The sequence below is a fragment of the Psychrobacter aquaticus CMS 56 genome, from assembly GCF_000471625.1.
GTDB classification, from domain to species: domain Bacteria; phylum Pseudomonadota; class Gammaproteobacteria; order Pseudomonadales; family Moraxellaceae; genus Psychrobacter; species Psychrobacter aquaticus.
The window spans coordinates 424,561-443,747 of the sequence record NZ_AUSW01000034.1 but is presented as its reverse complement, the minus strand read 5'-3'; the positions used below and the strand labels follow the sequence as shown (position 1 = coordinate 443,747).

Annotated in this window: 10 protein-coding genes; 9 read left to right on the top strand and 1 reads right to left on the bottom strand. The window is 43.3% G+C overall.

The window, feature by feature from the left end; genetic code table 11:
• The first annotated feature begins 288 nt into the window (after positions 1–288).
• Positions 289–3,714 carry an autotransporter assembly complex protein TamA gene (locus M917_RS11455; protein ID WP_021815016.1) on the top strand — a complete coding sequence of 1,142 codons (3,426 nt, stop codon included), beginning with the start codon at positions 289–291 and terminating at the stop codon, positions 3,712–3,714.
• Positions 3,715–3,799: 85 nt separating this feature from the next.
• Entirely contained in the window at positions 3,800–8,794 is a 4,995-nt protein-coding gene (locus M917_RS11450; RefSeq protein WP_021815015.1) for a translocation/assembly module TamB domain-containing protein, read from the top strand.
• 132 nt (positions 8,795–8,926) lie between these two features.
• On the opposite strand, the gene hemP is transcribed toward M917_RS11450, so the two are convergent.
• Positions 8,927–9,085: a hemin uptake protein HemP gene (gene hemP, locus M917_RS14060; protein WP_227672156.1), complete on the bottom strand. Its 159-nt coding sequence runs from the start codon at positions 9,083–9,085 to the stop codon at positions 8,927–8,929.
• A 304-nt stretch (positions 9,086–9,389) separates the two neighbouring features.
• Between hemP and M917_RS11445 the strand changes: the two genes are divergently transcribed.
• The 7 genes from M917_RS11445 to argC all read left to right on the top strand — a co-directional run bounded on the left by M917_RS11445 (position 9,390) and on the right by argC (position 19,164).
• Positions 9,390–10,505, top strand: coding sequence for an NUDIX domain-containing protein (locus M917_RS11445; RefSeq protein ID WP_021815014.1), 1,116 nt, complete (start codon positions 9,390–9,392; stop codon positions 10,503–10,505).
• 442 nt (positions 10,506–10,947) lie between these two features.
• Entirely contained in the window at positions 10,948–12,120 is a 1,173-nt protein-coding gene (locus M917_RS11440) for a lipocalin family protein (protein ID WP_021815013.1), read from the top strand.
• A gap of 347 nt (positions 12,121–12,467) precedes the next feature.
• Positions 12,468–13,913 carry a glyceraldehyde-3-phosphate dehydrogenase gene (locus tag M917_RS11435; RefSeq protein WP_040642662.1) on the top strand — a complete coding sequence of 482 codons (1,446 nt, stop codon included), beginning with the start codon at positions 12,468–12,470 and terminating at the stop codon, positions 13,911–13,913.
• Positions 13,914–14,165: 252 nt separating this feature from the next.
• Complete coding sequence (gene cgtA / locus M917_RS11430; RefSeq protein WP_021815010.1) at positions 14,166–15,380, top strand: Obg family GTPase CgtA; 1,215 nt, start codon at positions 14,166–14,168, stop codon at positions 15,378–15,380.
• A 78-nt stretch (positions 15,381–15,458) separates the two neighbouring features.
• Positions 15,459–16,631 carry a glutamate 5-kinase gene (gene proB, locus M917_RS11425; RefSeq protein WP_021815009.1) on the top strand — a complete coding sequence of 391 codons (1,173 nt, stop codon included), beginning with the start codon at positions 15,459–15,461 and terminating at the stop codon, positions 16,629–16,631.
• A 259-nt stretch (positions 16,632–16,890) separates the two neighbouring features.
• The gene (gene hemE, locus M917_RS11420) at positions 16,891–18,027 is read left to right on the top strand and encodes a uroporphyrinogen decarboxylase (RefSeq protein ID WP_021815008.1); all 1,137 of its coding nucleotides are present in this window, start codon (positions 16,891–16,893) and stop codon (positions 18,025–18,027) included.
• Positions 18,028–18,096: 69 nt separating this feature from the next.
• A complete protein-coding gene (gene argC / locus M917_RS11415; RefSeq protein ID WP_021815007.1) occupies positions 18,097–19,164 on the top strand; it encodes an N-acetyl-gamma-glutamyl-phosphate reductase in 1,068 nt (355 codons plus the stop codon).
• The last annotated feature ends 23 nt before the right edge of the window (positions 19,165–19,187 follow it).

Genomic DNA, 19,187 nt, shown 5'->3' with positions numbered 1-19,187 from the left:
AAAAATACATGTGACCGATGCTATGATTTCATAATTAACTAAGTTATGATTTGTAAGTCTTACATGGTTGCATTATGCGGTATGAGTGAAGACAAAGGTTTACTGTTACTCAACCCCGCCTGTCTGTTGATACAACCACAGTGTGAACATCGCCTGACAGATTGTCATTATCAAAAGCAAAGTCATAAACCATAATTTTAGCCAGCCGCTATAAGCATATTCACCGGTAAGACTTAACGATTATAGTCGTTAATAGTATTGTGCCGCGTGAGGTGATAGGAAATCAGCATGAAATATCAGCCTTCAACTCTAGCGCGCAACGTATCGGTTATGCAGCGTGATAGTTTGAATATTCAGAATAATATGAATACCCAAACTATGCATAAAGCCTCTCTAAAATCCCCGTGTGTAGCTATGGCTGAGACTCCCAGCCATTTTTTATGTAGTGATGTCCCTCGTATTCATTTTACGCGCTCAGCACTTTTTAAGGCTTTAGCGACCAGCTTAGTGGGTTTCGGTATGATACCTGTCGCATTGGCTGACACCGCCAATGGAACAAATGTTCCCAGCCAATCTATGACCAGTCAAATCACTGCCAACCAATCCATACCGCCTGCAAATGATGACGCTCAGCTGGATATGGCCTTAGATGCCTTGAGACTAAAAAAAGCAGTGGAGCAAGGCATTATCGATCAGTCGGTGTTAGATGATTATAGTGAACAAAGTCTAGGCATTAAAAAGTCTGACTCAAAAGACAAAAATGCTCAATCTCAGTCAGCGGTTGAATTTGCTGACATGAATGACAGAAATAGCGCTCAGTTTGATTCACTCAATAATTCTAATAATGACTTGTTGCAACAAGCCACAGCGATACAGCAGCAGGGCTATCAGATGATGACGCCCGAGCAGATTGATCGTGAATTGGCAGCGATGGATGTACAGAATGCTCAAGATATTGATAGTATTAATAATGACAGTGATTTTGATGCGCCCGTCTCGACCTTAAATGATTCGACTCCGCCGATTGGCTTGGATGTGAGTTTGGATTCTGCCACTCTGCCAACGCCTAATAATCTTGATACATTGGGTAGCAGTGAGGTAGCAGCTGAGACGGCAGCAGAACAGGCTTCGATAGCTGAAATTATGTCACGCCCAATTAATGTGAGCGATTCTGTCAGTAGTGGAAGCGTCAATGCAGCGAACGATATCAATAACGAGATAATAGCGGGTAATAGCGATATAACCAATGCAGAGGGTACGCCCTCGGACATTATCAATCCTGACGACTATTTGCCAGACTATCAAACTGACACTCAGGCAGTCAATCAAAGCATCGAGCAAGCCAGTAAGTCTAAACCACTGGCGCGTAATAGAGATAATATCGTCAAGCGTCTTTATAATCGCTTATTTAATGGCGGAGTGATGGCATTACCAAATATAGAGACCACTGTTTATTTACAACAAGCGGCCTCTGATAATGCTACCACGCCAAAGCTGATCGAGGCTGACAATGATGTTCAGCCTATGAAAAACATCAAAGCTGCCCTTGACGATACTACTGTTCAATCTGTTGTCGACTTTACGGCTGCTTTACCGCGTTTACGTCAAACGGCGTTAGATGCCGCCAAAGCGGTTGGTTATTATGACATGACCTTGCGTCTACGCCAGCCCAATCGCGATACTATTGATGTCATTATTGAAGAGCTGGGCGAGCCTGTACGCGTGGACAGCCGTATTGTTGATATTCGCGGTGAAGGCAGTGAGCAAGAAGAGTTTGCCACGCTTGAAGCAGAGTTACCGCCGCAAGAAGGGGATATTTTTAATCATCGTGTCTACAAAAACAGTAAAGCTGCGCTTGAGTCATTGAGTAATACATACGGCTACTTTGATCAATATTGGCTAAACAAATCCGTCGATATTATCTTGCCAGACAACACAGCGGACGTCTCCTTGGTCTATAACACGGGCGAGCGTTATGAGTTTGATGAGGTTGTGTTCTTTACGTATGATGCAGAAACCAATACGCTGACGCAAGATCCTGACAAATTGCCTGTTGAATTATCATTATTGCGGCAGCTCTTTGATTTCAAGCCAGGCGATCCTTTTTATCGTCCAGACGTTACCAAATTTAGTAATGATCTATCAGCAACCCGTTACTTTAATACCGTCAACGTTGAATCGATATTACCGCCAGATGAACGCAGTGAAGCCAGTACGTTGGCTTTTGATAATGCAGCAGCCAGCAACAATGACATGTTGGATGATGATGTCAATAATGATGGTGCGTCAAATGGCATCGATAATGAAAATAATGCTAACTTATCTGCATCCAACAGTTCTTCTGACGGCATTATTAGCAGTGGTGTCACCGCCAACAGTGGCGCGACTGTCAATGCGGCCGATATTGCTGCTATCGAGTTTGAGGCTGATGAAGAAACACTGGATAAACTGCAAGCCATCAAACAAAAGGCAGAACGTCTGAGCAACTTGCCAAATGATCGTGTGTTGGATGAAAAAGATCAAGCAGCGGATAATCTCTTAGGTAAAATCAGTGACTCAATCAGTAATGTCGCTCAAAAAATATTTCCTGATGAAAAAAGTATCCTCGCTGATGAAAACTTTGTACCACCAACGCTGGCAGGACGTAAAACGCCGCAAGAAGTGGCAGAAAGCAAAAAAGTACCACTGTATGTTTTCGTTTATTCTAGTAAGCCACGTGATGCCCAAGTTGGTTTGGGTTATGGCACAGACACCGGTGTGCGTGCCACTGCAAAAATAGATTACAACCTGTTAAATCGTCAAGGTTATCAAGCAGGGGCAGAAACCGAAGTATCGAGAATCACTAAAAACGTCGCCGTCTATGCAAGTCGACCTTGGAAGCATCCACTCAATGATAAATTAGAGGGACGCCTTACCTATGAGGAAGAAGTGATTGACCAAGGTGAAGGTAACTTTGATTTATCCACCAAAACTTTACAAGCCACATTGGCACGTAACATTCGTCGTGAGAACGGCTGGAATCGTAGCTATTCTATGCGCTACCGTTTGGATGAGCTTGAAACGAGTATCGTCGATGAGACACAACGTGCTGATCTTCCTATACGCTTTACTTCCTCCAAGCCCGAGCAGCAAGCGCTACTGTTTGGTTATGGTATAAACAAAACCAATGTAGATAGCGTCACCAATCCAACTCGCGGCATACGTCAGTATTATTCAATTGAAGCAGGTGCTGATAGTGCCTTTAGTGATACTAACTTGGCCATCGCACGTGCGGGTGTCAGTGGTATTTATAGCTTTGGTGATGACAAAAAGCATCAAGTACTAGGTAGTCTCAATACCGGTTATATCTGGGCAGATGACTTTTATGACGTGCCTTATAAGCTTCGCTTCTTTGCAGGTGGCGACCAAAGTATCCGCGGCTATGATTATGAGAGTTTATCACCGTTAGAGAACGGCTATTTGACAGGTGGACAAATCCTTGCAGTTGGTAGCGCAGAGTATAACTATGAATTTAAACCGGGCTTTCGCGCGGCGTTCTTCACCGATGTAGGTAATGCTTACGACAAAGACTTTGAGACCGAAACAAAGGTCGGCGTTGGCGTTGGCGTCCGCTGGGCATCGCCAGTCGGAGTGGTGCGAGTCGACGTTGCCGCTGGCGTGACAGAAGATAGTATTCCAATTGGGCTACATTTCTTTATTGGCTCGCCTTTATAGCCATTCAATCCAGCAGTATCATCCGTTTTATTTGCTGTTTATCGTGCCGATTGCTGGTAATCATTCTTTAATGTAGTTGAGTGTCATGTTGACAAAAAATACCCCGCCCAATAACACACCAGATGAAGATCCAGCACAGCGCGACGCCCGCGCAGTCAAACGTTGGTATCCACTGTCATTTTTACTCAAACTACTGGTACTTATTTTAATCGTACTAGCGATTATGTTTGCCGTGTTCTTTTACGCGATGGGTACAGATTCGGGCACCAAATTTATCTTGGAGAAAATCAGTGCTGAGACAGGCATCGATTTTAAATATGGTAAAGGTAATTTACGTGATGGTATTTGGATCACTGATATTGATATAGAAGCGACTGAAGATATTACTGTATTGGTCGATAAAGCCTATGTCAAGATAGGCTGGCGTGCCATATTTGCCAAAGAATTGCATTTGCGTGAGGCAGATATACAAACCATTGAGATTCTCAATACTAAGCCACCAACGGGTGAGCCATTCGACTATAAAACCTTACAGTTACCAGTCAACCTGCGTTTTGATCAAGCCAAAATTAAAAAAGTTATTTATAAGCAAGTGACCAAAGATCCTATCGTCGTTCATGATATTGTTGCCCGTGATTTGACATGGGTCGGTAGTATGGTGACAGTTGGTCATGGTGATTTGCAGTATGCCGACATTGTCAAAATCAGCGCTTTACAAGGTGAGATTGATTTACAAGGCGACTATCCACTGGATTTAAGTGCCATTGCAGAAGTCAGTGCGCTAGAAAAAGCCTACATTGATCCGTTAAATATTACTGCAACGGGTTCGTTAAAACGCACAGTCGGTAAAATAAGTAGTCGCTACAATGACAGCGATGTCAGCGGTGATTTCGTCGTGCAAGGATTGGATAAAGACTCACCGTTTCAGGCCAAATTACAATGGGACGATATTCTCCTTCCTTATGCCGAAAGCCAAAATATCCGTCTAAAAAGCGGTACGGCAACCGCCACAGGGGTTCTCTCTGAGATACGTCTACGCATCAATACCGAATTGACGGCCAAAGACATTCCATCTGGTCATTACCAAGGTCGCGCTATCATTGCGAATAGTCAATTACGTATCGATCGATTAGAAGCTGAAGTCCCTGCTGGGAACTTAATATTGCAGGGTATTTTGGATTGGCAAGACAGTTTTGATGCAAAAGTGCGAGCGAACGGTAGCAACTTTGATATTCGCAGCGTTATTCCTGACCAATATGCTGATTTTAAAGCGTATGCGCCACAAAAGCTCAATGGCAGACTGTCAGTACATTATCAGCAGAAAAACAGTGCTGGCAATATAGAGATTGATGCAGACTTACGTCAACGTGACGGCGAGTATGTCAATGCCAATATGACTCGTGGCAAAGTGTCAGCGAAATCTACACAAGTAGCCCCTTGGTATATTGATGCCAAATGGCAAAACCTTGTCCGCCGAAACGTCCCCAATATTGGCAATATTGATAGTCCGAGCGGACAAGCCGATGTTATCGTTCGTGGTTCACGATTGTCCGTTGATGCCAATGCAGTTATCAATGAGCTGAATGCGGCACCCAAAGGCAACTACGATGTGCGCGTGCGTAAAGTTGGTGATGTTATTGATATTAATCGTCTTGATTACGAAGGCATAGTAGGTGATTTATCGGGTACTGGACAGATTCAATTGGCGAACAAAAAACGTCCATTGACATGGCAAATTGATGCTCGTACCAATGGACTGCTACCCAAACAATATCGCAGTGATTTGCCGCTTGAGCGACTGACAGGCAGTGTCAGCGCGCGCGGTCGTTTATTGAACATTACCAAAAACGGTGTGAGCGGTCAGCGCCATATTATTACCTTGAGCAAAGCAGATTTGCAGGCGCAGCTTGACGACACGCAGAATAGTCGCACTATCGGCATAGCTGGTAGTGGCGATGCCAGCGTTGATATTGTGGGTGGTGAGCTGTCTGTGTTTGATGCCCGTTTTGATGGGCAGATTGATACGGCAGATGTACCAAAAGGACGTCTGATTATCGATGCCGCTGGCACACCAAAGCTGATCAGTATTCGTCAATTAAATTATAACGGTGAAGCGGGCGCAGTGAAGGCTAAAGGTGTCATTGATTTGCGCAATAACATCGGTTGGACAGTCGATGGTCGTTTTGATGCGTTTAATGTGGGATACTTTTTACCCAACAATCCGGCGATTATTACGGGTGATTTAAAAACCAGTGGTGAGTGGCAAACACCGCCCAAAAACCAAGCAAACGCGGCAGGCAAACTGCAACGTTTTTCGGTAAATTTTGACGGTATATTAGATGCTGAGCAACTACCAGCAGGCAAATTGACCATTGATGCCAGTGGTGATGCTCAGCTGATTCGTATCAACCGCTTCCGTCATGTGGGCGCCGCTGGCAGCATCGATGCCAAAGGTACCGTAGATGTGCGTCAAGGTATCGCTTGGGACATCAATGCAGTGATGGATCGTTTTAACGTCGGGTATTTCTTAAAAGACACGCCAAGTTTGATAACCGGTACCATAAATACGGATGGCCGCTGGAGTGATTCGCAGCAAGTTATCAATATTGAGCAAATTGACTTGAGCGGTATGCTAAAAGGTCAAGCGCTTAGCGCCAAAGGCAGCTTGGCGGCGAAAATGCGTCTGCCAAAAGATTTGGCAAGCTACTTCCAACGTCTACAAACACAAGATGCACAAACACAGTATCAGCAAGTAAATGCCTTAATCGACAGTCTAAATGCTGACAATCTCGTGCTGCGTTGGGGTGATAACTATATCACTGCCAATGGCAATGCTAGACAATTACAAACCAAAATCAATATCACCAGTCTAGACCAGCTTTCCAACAAGCTGGCTGGTAAAGTCACGGGCGGTGCAACCTTATCTCAGCCAGCAGGGCAAGCATTACCAACCATTTATATTGATTTGGTTGGTGAGCGTATCGCGTTGCCAGGTTTTATTTTGCGCCAAGGTCGTGTGCGTGGCAAGCTGGTCAATTTGGCCAATAGCCCGAGCCAACTTATTGTCACTGCTGAAGGTTTAGATGTGGCAGGACAAACATTTAAAAGCGTGCAAGCCACTTTTAATGGTACTGAACAAGCGCATGTGGTCGACCTTAACGTTGCTAATGAGCAGCTTGATGTCAGCGCAAGGCTCAAAGGGGGTTTTAATCGAGACAATCTAAGTTGGTCAGGCGTGATTGGTAAAGGCCGTATCAAATCCAAATATGCAACTCTAAACCAGCTACAGCCAGCACAGTTAATTGTGAGTTTACCTAATAATCAAAATGGTAGAGATAATGACTTAAAAGTGCAGCTGGCAGCGCATTGTTGGCAAGCAACCGATCAAACTGGCAAACTATGCTTACGCGAAAACTTAATTGCGTCACCAGACAAAGGCGAAGTTAATGTCGTCCTGCAAAATTTAGATACCTCATTACTTTCAGTCTTTTTACCCAAAGACATTGACTGGCAAGGTAAGATTAATGGTAAAGCCATTGTCGGTTGGCAAACTGGTCGTCCACCGACCATCAATACGACATTGTATTCGGATAACGGTAAAATCGGCTTGATGCAAGATGGTGATAGTGCCCCTGTTACCTTGCCATATAAGCGTGTTTCACTCATTGCCCTATCTGTCCCAGAGGGCATCAAACTGCGTACAGACATCAATACTGGTCGCGGTGCTCGGGGTTATGCCGAAGTCGTCGTTGATCCGTACAAGACACCGAAGCCAATATCAGGTGCTTTGGTGCTAAATGAGTTGAACCTTGCGATATTTAAGCCTTTTTTCCCAGGTATGCGCGTCCTAGAAGGCAATATTACGATGGCAGGTGGACTTGGCGGTACATTAGACAAGCCACAGTTTTATGGTGATGTAAAGCTGGCAAATGGCCGCATCGCGATGCTCGACTTACCCGTGAATTTAACCAACGTGAATACTGAAGCCAAAATTCGGGGCACAGAAGCAGCCATTGATGGGACGTTTAAAAGTGGAACGGGCACAGGTACGTTGACAGGTACGGTTAATTGGCAACAAAAATTACAGGCCAAACTGAGTGTTTCTGGTGAGAGGTTGGTGATTACGCAACCACCGTTATTAGTGGCTGAGATTAATCCTGATATCGATATCATCGTGCGCCCAGGCGATCGCTATGTCAATATTACGGGCGCCGTCAGTGTACCGTCAGCGACCATTCGTCCGCCAGAAGCTAGTGAAGATATCATTACACAAACCGAAGATGCCGTCGTGCTTGATCGTCGTCTGATCGGCAATATTAATGAGGTATTGGCTATCTCACAACCATGGTCAATCAATGCAGACATTGGTGTCGATTTAGGTGACGATATCAATTTCCGTGGTTTTGGCGCAGTCATTCCGTTGGCAGGCGCGATTAATATCACGCAAAATGGCACAGGTGTCATGCGGGCACGAGGTGTGGTGCAGGTATCACGTCGTACCAATATTAACGCTTTTGGTCAGAATCTAGAGCTTAATTATGGGCAGGTACGCTTCAACGGAGATGTGATGAAGCCCAATCTGAGTATAGAAGCGGTTAAGATCATCAGTGGTAAAACAGTGGGCGTACGTGTCAAAGGCACTACAGAAAGCCCAAATATTATTGTTTTTAATAATGCTGGATTGACGCAGCAACAAGCAATGAACGCTTTGGTGACAGGTCGCCTCGATAATAGAAGCGCCACACAGATTAGTGAGCAAGGATTTAAATCACAGGTAACCAATAATTTGGCGGCAGCTGGTTTGAGCTTTGGTCTAAGTGGTACGCGCAATCTAACCAATCAAATTGGTCAAGCGTTTGGCTTTCAGAGTTTGACGGTCGATGCTTCTGGTAGCAGCGAAGACACCAATGTCAATGTCACTGGCTATGTCAGTCCCGATTTATATATTCGCTATGGCGTAGGTGTTTTTAATGCGCAAAACAGCCTTTCTATTCGCTATCAGTTGACACGCCGTATCTACGTAGAAGCAACCTCAGCCGCCGAAAACGCGGTAGATGTGGTCTATAGTTGGCAGTTTTAAAAGCGCTATTCGAATACTGAGGATAGCGTTGCAATATAATGTATCTGTTTTATCTAGATTTAATTATATGCCATAAAAAAACGCCTTCAATGAAAGGCGTTTTTTATAAGTGTACAAGTGCACTGATATTTTTTATTTAGTCAGGATTAAGCGATTATTGCGAGTTAGGCGTAGACGATACTCTTCACCTTCATGCTCTATTCGCACTTCTTTGGTTAGTGCGAATAGATGCTGAGATTGTAGAGTAGGTAAACGGTTTTCACGGCAATTTAAGTAACGAGAAATGACCATGCTCATAGTAAATTCCTTTTGATAAAAATTGGCTGGGTAGAGTAGCAAAAGAATAGTTGCTTTTAACGATAATAATTATCATTTAGATTCGATAATTTTGCAAGCCAATTGATAAAATAAAATGCAGTTATTATGTAAACTTATCTAAAGCAATTCTTATAAAGTGGTTATCAAAACCTTAATAAAAGATAAATGTTATTTTAAATCAATAACTTATATAATTTATATCGCTTTTCATTCTTTAAAAAGATAAACCATAAAGATAATTAGAACTGTCAAAAAAACCTTTATAAAGGATTCTGTCATGTCAGATGCAGCCAACAAATCAGCCAAACATGAGCAAGCAATCATCGTAAACGTCGCAATTGCGGTCATTTATCATAAAGAACAGTATTTGCTTGGATTCAGACATGCTGCCCAACATCAGGGCAATCGTTACGAGTTTGTGGGCGGTAAGATAGACACCAATGAAAGCGCAGAGCAGGCAGTCATTCGAGAAGTTGCTGAAGAGACAGGCATTGCTATTCAAGACAATACTATGGTAAAACTTGGCCGCCTACATCACGATTATGGTGATAAGCAGGTTAGCTTAGCGGTCTATAAAATTGAGCTGACAGCAGCGCAGTATAAACAGCATAAACCATGTCAGCACGGATTAGAAGGGCAGGCGTTAGCATGGGTAGATAAGGGCGATTTATTAGCAGGGAAATATCACTTGCCAGCTGCCAATAAAACCATTCTTACATGGCTAAGCCTGCCAACCAACATAGCGATTACCTATCCATTAGCACACTTTAGCGCCCATCCTGATCCAGCGGCAGCATGGTTGCAATATCATCAAGAAACATTAGCGGCAGATACTTGGATATATATTCGAATAAAAGACACTGGCGCAAAGAATCTAGCAGCGCAGTTAATGGATATACGTCCAGATATCCTAGCAATTGTACCTGAGCAAGATGAAAGGCAATCGCTAACCACTGAAGATTCGACAAAGATGCCAGACGTAAATGCTAGTGAGCAAATTGTCGCTAACCACCTAACGCATGCCGCATTGATGCAATGGTTTGATGGCAATTTTGATAGTAATAAGGATGCTTTTGCATCTGACCAATTACTCTCTCATGATCGTCCATTAATCGTCAGTTGCCATGATATAGCCAGTATTAGGGCAGCCAATAAGCTTGCCAATTTGCGCCTACAACAGGTGTTACCACCAGTGATTGCTGCTTTTTTGTCTCCCATCCTAGCTACCCAAACCCACCCAAATACTGAGCCACTTGGCTGGGAGTCATGGTCAGTATTGGCACAATTGGCTGACATGCCAATCATCGGTTTGGGTGGGCTATCACCTGCGATGATCGACCAAGTATTGGCGCACGGTGGTGTCAGTGTTGCTGGTATTCGCGAGTTTCTCTAACAAAAAAAATTGCAAAATCGTCACTGCAAAAATATTAACGTGATTTGTATCAGTGAGGAAACCATCAAATTCTGTCAATATAAATAACTGATTTTTAATATATTTATCCAATGAGTAACTATGTGTTTATTTTACTGCATAAATACATAGTCACTTACAAACCGTTGCGATTCCCTACATTGCATCACTACTTTAATGATTAGATTGCTTCTAATATTTATTACTTAATCAAAGAGCGTTTATTTTATTTTGACACGCAAGACTGCTAACTAGATAGATGCGTTTCTCACTCTCTTAGATCAAGTTTGATTTGTATGGCATTGGATTTCATACTCAAAAACACGTTTTATCATTCACAACACCGAAGAAATCCAAATTTTATCAATCAAATAAAGAGTATGGATAAAGCGTTCTAATAGTCACTATTAATAATGGTACCTCTATGAAAACCAATAAGTTACCTCAATCAGCATGGTCTGATTCACAGGAAGCTGGTTCTCAGTCTCAGCAGACTAACCAGTCGAGCAGTTACTATATGAACGACGGTGATAATCAGCATACAGGTGATGCCAGCAACGATGCTAGCTATCATCATGAAAAATGGAATAATCAAAATTCTAATCATTTGGCGACAAATATGTCTTCACAAGATAGCTGTTTTGGCTACAAAAGCCCTATAAAGGCAAAAGAGTTCGCCATGACTGACACACAAAATGTAAAGAATGATATTCTAAAAACTCATGACAATGACAGTTTTGACATTGCCAATGGTTATAAACAATCACAAAATTTAAGCGAAAATGAACCGTTTATGTCAGATTTTTTAACTGACTCGGTGAAGAACGTAGATGACGATTCTTGTCAAGACATCGATGCATCATCCACTAGCAATGCCTCATATACAGAGATACCGGAGCGTATATTTATGAATGGATTAATCAAACATACAGGCATTGCTTTAGCTATTATCATACCGTTAGCCGCGTTTTCAGCTTATGCTGCAACGCCACCAATGAATGCTGCCTCTGGAGTAGGGGTAACAGCGAGCGCTACGACTGATAAAACAACGACAGAAACGTTATCAATCAAGCCAAGTGCCATCATACATAAGTCTGCCAGCACCCCAACCACAGTCGATAGTGTAGATTTGAAAAAATACGCAGGAACATGGTATGAGATAGGGCGCTTGCCAATGTATTTTCAGCGTAATTGTGCCAGTGACGTGACGGCTACTTACACTGAAAAAACGGATGGCTCAGGCATCATAGTCGCTAATAAGTGTATGGGTACAGATGGTACTGGCATTGCCGCTGAGGGTCTAGCTAAGCCAGTAGATGCAACGGGAAGTAAGTTAAAAGTGACGTTTTTGCCATCGTGGATTCGTTGGTTGCCAGTAGGGCGTGCTGATTATTGGGTACTAGCGCGTGATGCTGATTATAAAACGGCTTTGGTAGGAACACCTGATAAGGACTATCTGTGGTTATTGGCTCGTTCACCAAATGTCAGTCAGGAAACCTATGCTAAATATCGTCAAATTGCTCAACAGCAAGGTTATGATTTAAAAGAATTTAAGCTGACACCGCATAGCAATCAAACCGTTAAATTGATACCATAATTATTTAGCTAGTCGCCTAGTGACTGATTGAATAAGCTATTTGGCTTTATATTATCCGATTGGTTATCCAAAATAACGAGCCATAAGAAGGCAGCATCATTGGCTGCCTTTATTTTTATTATGACCAGCATGTCATAATAAAATGCCTTATAAGCCCTCGTAGTTCGGTTATCGCTGGCAAAATAGGGCGTTTTAGGCTAAAATCTAGGCGATTTAAATACTCTAACGTCAATAAGTAGTACCAACCGTGTTTGGTTATAATACTAGAGTTATTGCTTAGACTACCCACGACTTATCTCATTTCTAGTTCTTTGTACTTTATTGATCATACATTACTGACCATAAGGATGTTTCTCGTGAGCAACGCTGATACTTTACGCCAATTGCATCAAGACCATTTAAGCAATTATAACAACCATGAGCAGCAAGCGATTGAGCTTATGGGGCTATTGAATAAGCTCTATAACCAGCAAGACGTGCAAGTGACTTTGTTCGGCGAAACGCTAAATACGACTTCAGTTGGTCAAATATTGGCATTGCATCAAAAAGTTGCACTGCGCGAGCAAGGTGCTAAATCTATTGATATCGCTGATACGTTAGCCATGGTTAAAGCGTTAGCAGACAACCCTAGTCTGCAGTCGGCACAAGTTGATGTTGGACAACTGATCGCCAATGACACTGACTTACAAACGGCGCTTCAAGCAATAAATAGCAATGACCGCACCGTGAATGATGCAACAGATGTTGTATTGTATGGCTTTGGTCGTATTGGTCGTATCTTAACGCGTCTGCTCCTGTCACAAGCATCGAGCGCGAAAGGTTTGCAATTGAAAGCCATTGTTGTACGTCCTGCCGCTGCTGGTGATCTAGCAAAGCGTGCCTCATTATTAGAGCGTGATTCTATTCATGGTAGCTTCGCTGGTGGCGTGGTTGTCGATGACGAAAACAATGGTCTGATTATCAATGGTCGCTTTGTCCAGATTATCTATGCCAATGATCCAAGTGATATCGACTATACCGTTTATGGTATCGATAATGCAGTCGTTATTGACAATACAGGTATTTGGAAAGACGAAGCGGGTCTTGGTAAGCATTTGCAATCTACAGGCGTGAAAAAAGTCTTATTGACGGCACCTGCTGGCGGTGAAATCAAAAACGTCGTTTATGGTGTGAATAACGATACGGTTGGCGATGATACGATTGTTAGTGCGGCAAGCTGTACCACCAACGCTATCACGCCAACCCTAAAAGTATTGAACGATGAATACGGTATCGAAAACGGTCACGTCGAAACGATTCACTCATTTACTAACGACCAAAACCTCATTGATAATTATCATAAAGCTGATCGCCGCGGTCGTAGTGCGGTACTCAACATGGTTATCACGAGTACCGGTGCGGCAAAAGCAGTAGGCAAAGCGCTACCAGCATTGAGTGGTAAATTAACGGGCAATGCAATTCGTGTACCTACGCCAAACGTCAGCTTGGCAATCTTGAACTTGAACCTCAAAACCGCACCGAACAGCGCCGATGCGTTGAATGACTTTATGCGTAAAGTTGCTAATAGCAGCACTTGGCAGTCGCAGATTGCTTATACAGATTCAACAGAAGCCGTATCGACCGATTTTGTCGGAGATACTCATGTCGGTATCGTCGATGCACAAGCAACGATTTTGACTGACAATCATGCGATTGTTTATATTTGGTATGATAATGAAGTAGGGTATAGCACGCAGGTATTGCGTTTGGCGACGCAAATGGCAGGAATCAGTTATACGCAGATTCCAGCATAAAATATCAAACCTGAACAAATGCTACTTTATATGTCTGTTAGATAGTTTGGCATAATCTGAAATGTTATACTCAAACACCCGATAGTCTGATTGGTTATCGGGTGTTATTGTCATAATAAATGCTAAGAGAAAACACAACGTTTGCTGAGAGCATGATGACAATGCGATGACCACACGATTTAGTAACACCCTAAAACACAGCCGTTGGTTGTAACCAGTATGTATACTGGATTGTAAATTAAGGAAAGTAAAATGCGATTTATTGATGAAGCCGTCGTAACGGTAAAAGCAGGTGACGGTGGTAACGGAATCGCCAGTTTTCGCCGAGAAAAATATGTCCCACGTGGTGGACCTGATGGTGGCGATGGCGGCAAGGGCGGAGACGTTTATGTCATTGCAGAAGACAACACCAATACGCTAGTTGACTATCGTTATACCCGTCGTCACGATGCCATGCGAGCTGAGAACGGTCATAGTAGAAACTGTTCAGGCAAGGGTTCTGATGATTTGTTTTTACCAGTGCCTATCGGTACCACAGTAGTTGATACCGAAACAGATGAAGTGTTGGGCGATTTGATTGAACTTGGTCAGACGTTACTGATTGCCAAAGGTGGTGATGGTGGTTTGGGTAATACCCATTTCAAGAGCTCTACTAACCAAGCACCGCGTAAAGCGACGTCAGGTTTTGAAGGTGAGTTAAAAGTTCTTAAGTTTGAGCTAAAAGTAGTGGCCGATGTTGGCTTGATTGGTTTGCCTAATGCTGGTAAATCTACCTTTATCCGTCAAGTTTCTGCTGCTAGACCAAAGGTTGCTGACTATCCATTTACCACCCTCGTTCCTAATTTGGGTGTGGTCGATATCGGTCGTCATCGCTCATTTGTGATGGCGGATATTCCAGGTCTTATCGAAGGTGCTTCAGAAGGTGCCGGACTTGGCATTCGTTTCTTGAAGCATGTGGCTCGTACACGTCGCTTGTTACATGTGGTTGATGTACAGCCAATTGATGGCAGTGATCCAGTAGAGAATGCTCGCGTCATCTTAAGAGAGCTTGAGCGTTTTTCACCTGAATTGGCCAACTTGCCGCAGATTTTGGTATTGAATAAAATCGATCAGGTGCCTGAAGAAGAGTTAGATGAGCTTTGTACCCATATTGTCGCCGAGCTTGATTGGACAGGTGATGTATTTCGCACCTCAACCCTAATGGGTGAAGGGACTGATGCGGTTAAATATCACTTGATGAATGAGATTGAATTAGAGCGTGAGCGTGAGCTAGAAGATCCTATCTTCGCTGAAGCACAAAGAACACGTTTTGAGCGCTTAGAAGTGGAAGTACGCCTTAACACTGAAGCCCAGCGTGAAGCGTATCGTGCAGCACGCAAAGCGGCGCGTGAAGGTCTAGATTTGGCTGATGATGCTGATTTTAATGATGACGACGAAGATGGCGTCGAGGTGATGTATGTTCCTTAAGCGAATACGCTTAAGCGGATATGTTTGAATGTTTTAATCAATCCCCGTAATCAATTCACATGAGAAACAGGAGTTTATATGGCAGGTGACATGGAAAACACGGTCGAAGAAGCACGGTTTATTAAGCAAACCCGCAACTTTGATATTCAGCGCGTTATTGTCAAGATTGGCTCATCATTATTAACCAATAATGGTCGAGGGCTAGATCGAACTGCCATATATGAGTGGGCAAAGCAGATCGCCAAATTACATAAGCAAGGAATCGAAGTGCTGCTCGTATCATCAGGTGCGGTTGCCGAAGGCGTGGTACGAATGGATCTTGAAGAGCGCCCTAAAAAGCTAGCGGCATTACAAGCTTGTGCGTCTATCGGGCAAATGGGTTTGATCGAAACATGGTGGTCAGCCTTAATCCAACATGGTATTCAAAGCTCACAGCTGCTATTAACTCATGATGACTTGTCTAATCGTAGCCGTTATCTCAATACGACAAGCGCGCTGACGCAATTATTAGAATGGCGCGTGCTACCTGTCATTAATGAAAACGACACCATTACTATTGATGAAATCAAATTTGGTGATAATGATACTTTGGGTGCAATGGCCGCAGCGATGGTCAATGCAGATTTGTACATTATCCTAACGGATCAAGAGGGTGTATTTACTGATAATCCACGTGACAACCCCAATGCTAGAATGATTCGCCAAGAGCGCGCCATGGCGGATTATTTGTTTGACATAGCAGGAGATGGCGGTAAGCTTGGACGCGGTGGTATGTTGACCAAAATCCGTGCTGGTCGCCTTGCTGCTATGGGTGGTTGTCCAACCGTTATTGTGAGCGGGGCTATTGATGACGTTATCACTCGTGTGGTATCAGGTGAAGCAGTTGGTACGCTTTTGACAACCAACGATGAAGATAAAATTATCGCTCGTAAGCAATGGCTGGCGGCGCATCTACGTATGTCTGGCAGCTTGGTTGTTGATGCTGGTGCGGCAAAAGCTTTGACCGAACATAATAGAAGCTTATTACCCGTCGGTGTGGTGGAGGTTCGTGGCGGCTTTGATGAAGGTGATGTCGTCGAAATTACCCATCAAGATACTGGCGAGCGTATTGCTGTTGGACAGGTGAATTTCTCCTCGCATGATGCGCGCCGAGTGGCTCGTGAACGTACCGAACAGTTTGATAAGATCTTTGGTAGTAGTGAAGAACGTGTCGTTATGGTGCACCGTGATAACTTGGCAATAACCGTATAATGCATGAGTTTTATAGCAATGTTTATTGTTTCAAGATTTGAGTGCTTATAACAAATACCGAGCGTTTCATAAAAGCATTCTAAAGTAGTGTATAAAAAGTTTAGAGACTGCTATTAATGTTCATTAGCGATATTGCAGTCTTTTAAACTTACATGTTGCTATCCATATGTTATAAAAATTTATTACTCTTTTATTCAATTTATTTTATCCAACAAAGTGTTCATGCTCACGAATACTTTGTTGTTTTGGAGATTTGTACATGAGTGCTTCAGACAATAGCAACTCGATTCAGCAAGAATTTGCGCCTTTAAAAAATGACAGATTGCTACGGGCACTACGCTTTGAGACGATAGATACCACCCCAGTTTGGATGATGCGTCAAGCGGGTCGTTATTTGCCAGAGTATAAGGCGACTCGTGCTGAAGCGGGTGATTTTATGAGCCTATGTAAAGATACAGACCGTGCTACTGAAGTGACTTTGCAGCCGCTACGTCGTTATGATCTAGATGCGGCTATTTTATTTAGTGATATTTTAACCATTCCTGATGCCATGGGACTGGGTCTGTATTTTGAGACGGGTGAAGGTCCTAAATTTAAACATCCTATTCGTACGCAAGCTGATCTTGATAGATTGCCATTACTTGAACCCAATGACTCGCTGGATTACGTCATGCGTGCGGTGACAAGTATTCGTAAAGCCCTAAATGGCCAAGTGCCTTTATTTGGTTTTTCTGGTAGTCCATGGACATTGGCTACCTATATGATTGAAGGTGGTAGCTCAAAAGACTACCGTTATACTAAAGGGTTCTTGTACAGCAATCCTGAGTTTTTACATCAATTATTAGATAAATTAGCAACGGCGGTGATTGACTATTTAGATGCACAAGTTGTCGCTGGTGCTCAAATATTACAGATATTCGATAGTTGGGGCGGCGCGCTCGGTCATCGTCAGTTTATTGACTTTTCACATGCTTATAATAAGCGCATTGTCGCTGAGTTAAAAGTTCGTCATCCGCAAATCCCAGTGGTACTGTTCACCAAAGGTGGCGGATTATGGCTTGACGTTCAAGCGGACAGCGAAGCCAATGTGTTGGGTCTAGACTGGACGATGCCGATCGATCGTGCGCGACAAGTGCTGAATGAAAGCCAGCGCCAGTTGACCAAACAGTATAAAAAAATACAAAGTAGTAAAGCCATTCAGGGTAACTTGGATCCAGCCACATTGTATGGCTCGCCCGCGACTATTCGCGCGGAAGTTAATGCAATGCTTGATAGCGCTTATGCTGGCGGTGAAAAAACAGGCTACATAGCAAATTTAGGTCACGGCATCACTCAATGGGTCAATCCTGACAATGCCAAAGTGTTTATCGATGCGGTACATGATTATAAAATTTAAGTTTTCTAAGCTTAAATGTAGACGTTATATCTAGCTAGTATTTACGGCGTAAAAGAAAAGGAATATTTTATGATTTCAGCAGCGATTGTTGGTGGTACAGGTTATACGGGTATTGAGCTGATTCGTTTATTGTCTGCGCACCCTGAAGTATCTATTGATTTGCTCACATCACGTAGCGAAGCGGGCACACGAGCTGATGAGATATTCCCGAGCTTACGCGGTATTTCAGATATAGTGTTCAGTGATTTAGGCGATAACACGCTTGCGACATTACAAAAGTGCGATGTGGTGTTTTTTGCCACACCACACGGCGTTGCAATGCAGCAAGCTGAAGCACTTACTCAAGCGGGTGTAAAAGTCATTGATTTGGCCGCTGATTTTCGTTTGCAATCATTGACGGATTTTGAGCATTGGTATCAACAATCGCATGCTTGTCCTGATCTATTAAAGACAGCTGTTTATGGATTGCCTGAAGTCAATCGCAATAAATTAGCAAGTGCTTTGGTGGTCGGCAATCCCGGATGCTATCCGACCACTGCTATTTTGGGTTTGAAACCAATCATCGAAACCCAAAATAAACAAGCAGAAAGGCTGGTTGAGTCTCGTATTGTCATTGATGCAAAGTCTGGTGTTTCAGGAGCAGGTCGTCAGGCGAAGCTTGCGCTTAACTATGCCGAAACCACCGATAATTTTAAAGCATATAGTGTCGAAGGGCATCGTCATTTGCCAGAGATTGAACAGGGTGTTGCACAACTATTAAACAGCCAATTTACGCATCGCATTCGTTTTTTACCGCATCTTGTGCCAATGATACGTGGCATGCTTAGCTCTATCCATTTAGAACTTACTGAAGCTGGCGCTGCTATTGACTGGCAACAAGTATTCGAGAGTGGTTATGCGTCAGAGCCGTTCATCGATGTTATGCCAAAAGGTATTTATCCAGATACGCGTAGTGTCCGTGCCAGCAACCGCTTACGTATTGCTGTACATCAAAACAACGCGCGCGCTGAGTTAACGGTCATCGTAGTACAGGACAATTTGGTAAAAGGTGCAGCCGGACAAGCCGTACAAAATATGAATGTGATGTTTGGATTTGATGAGTCTATGGGATTGAATTTTGCTCCTATTGTCCCCTAATAGGAACTTGTGACTAGCGAATC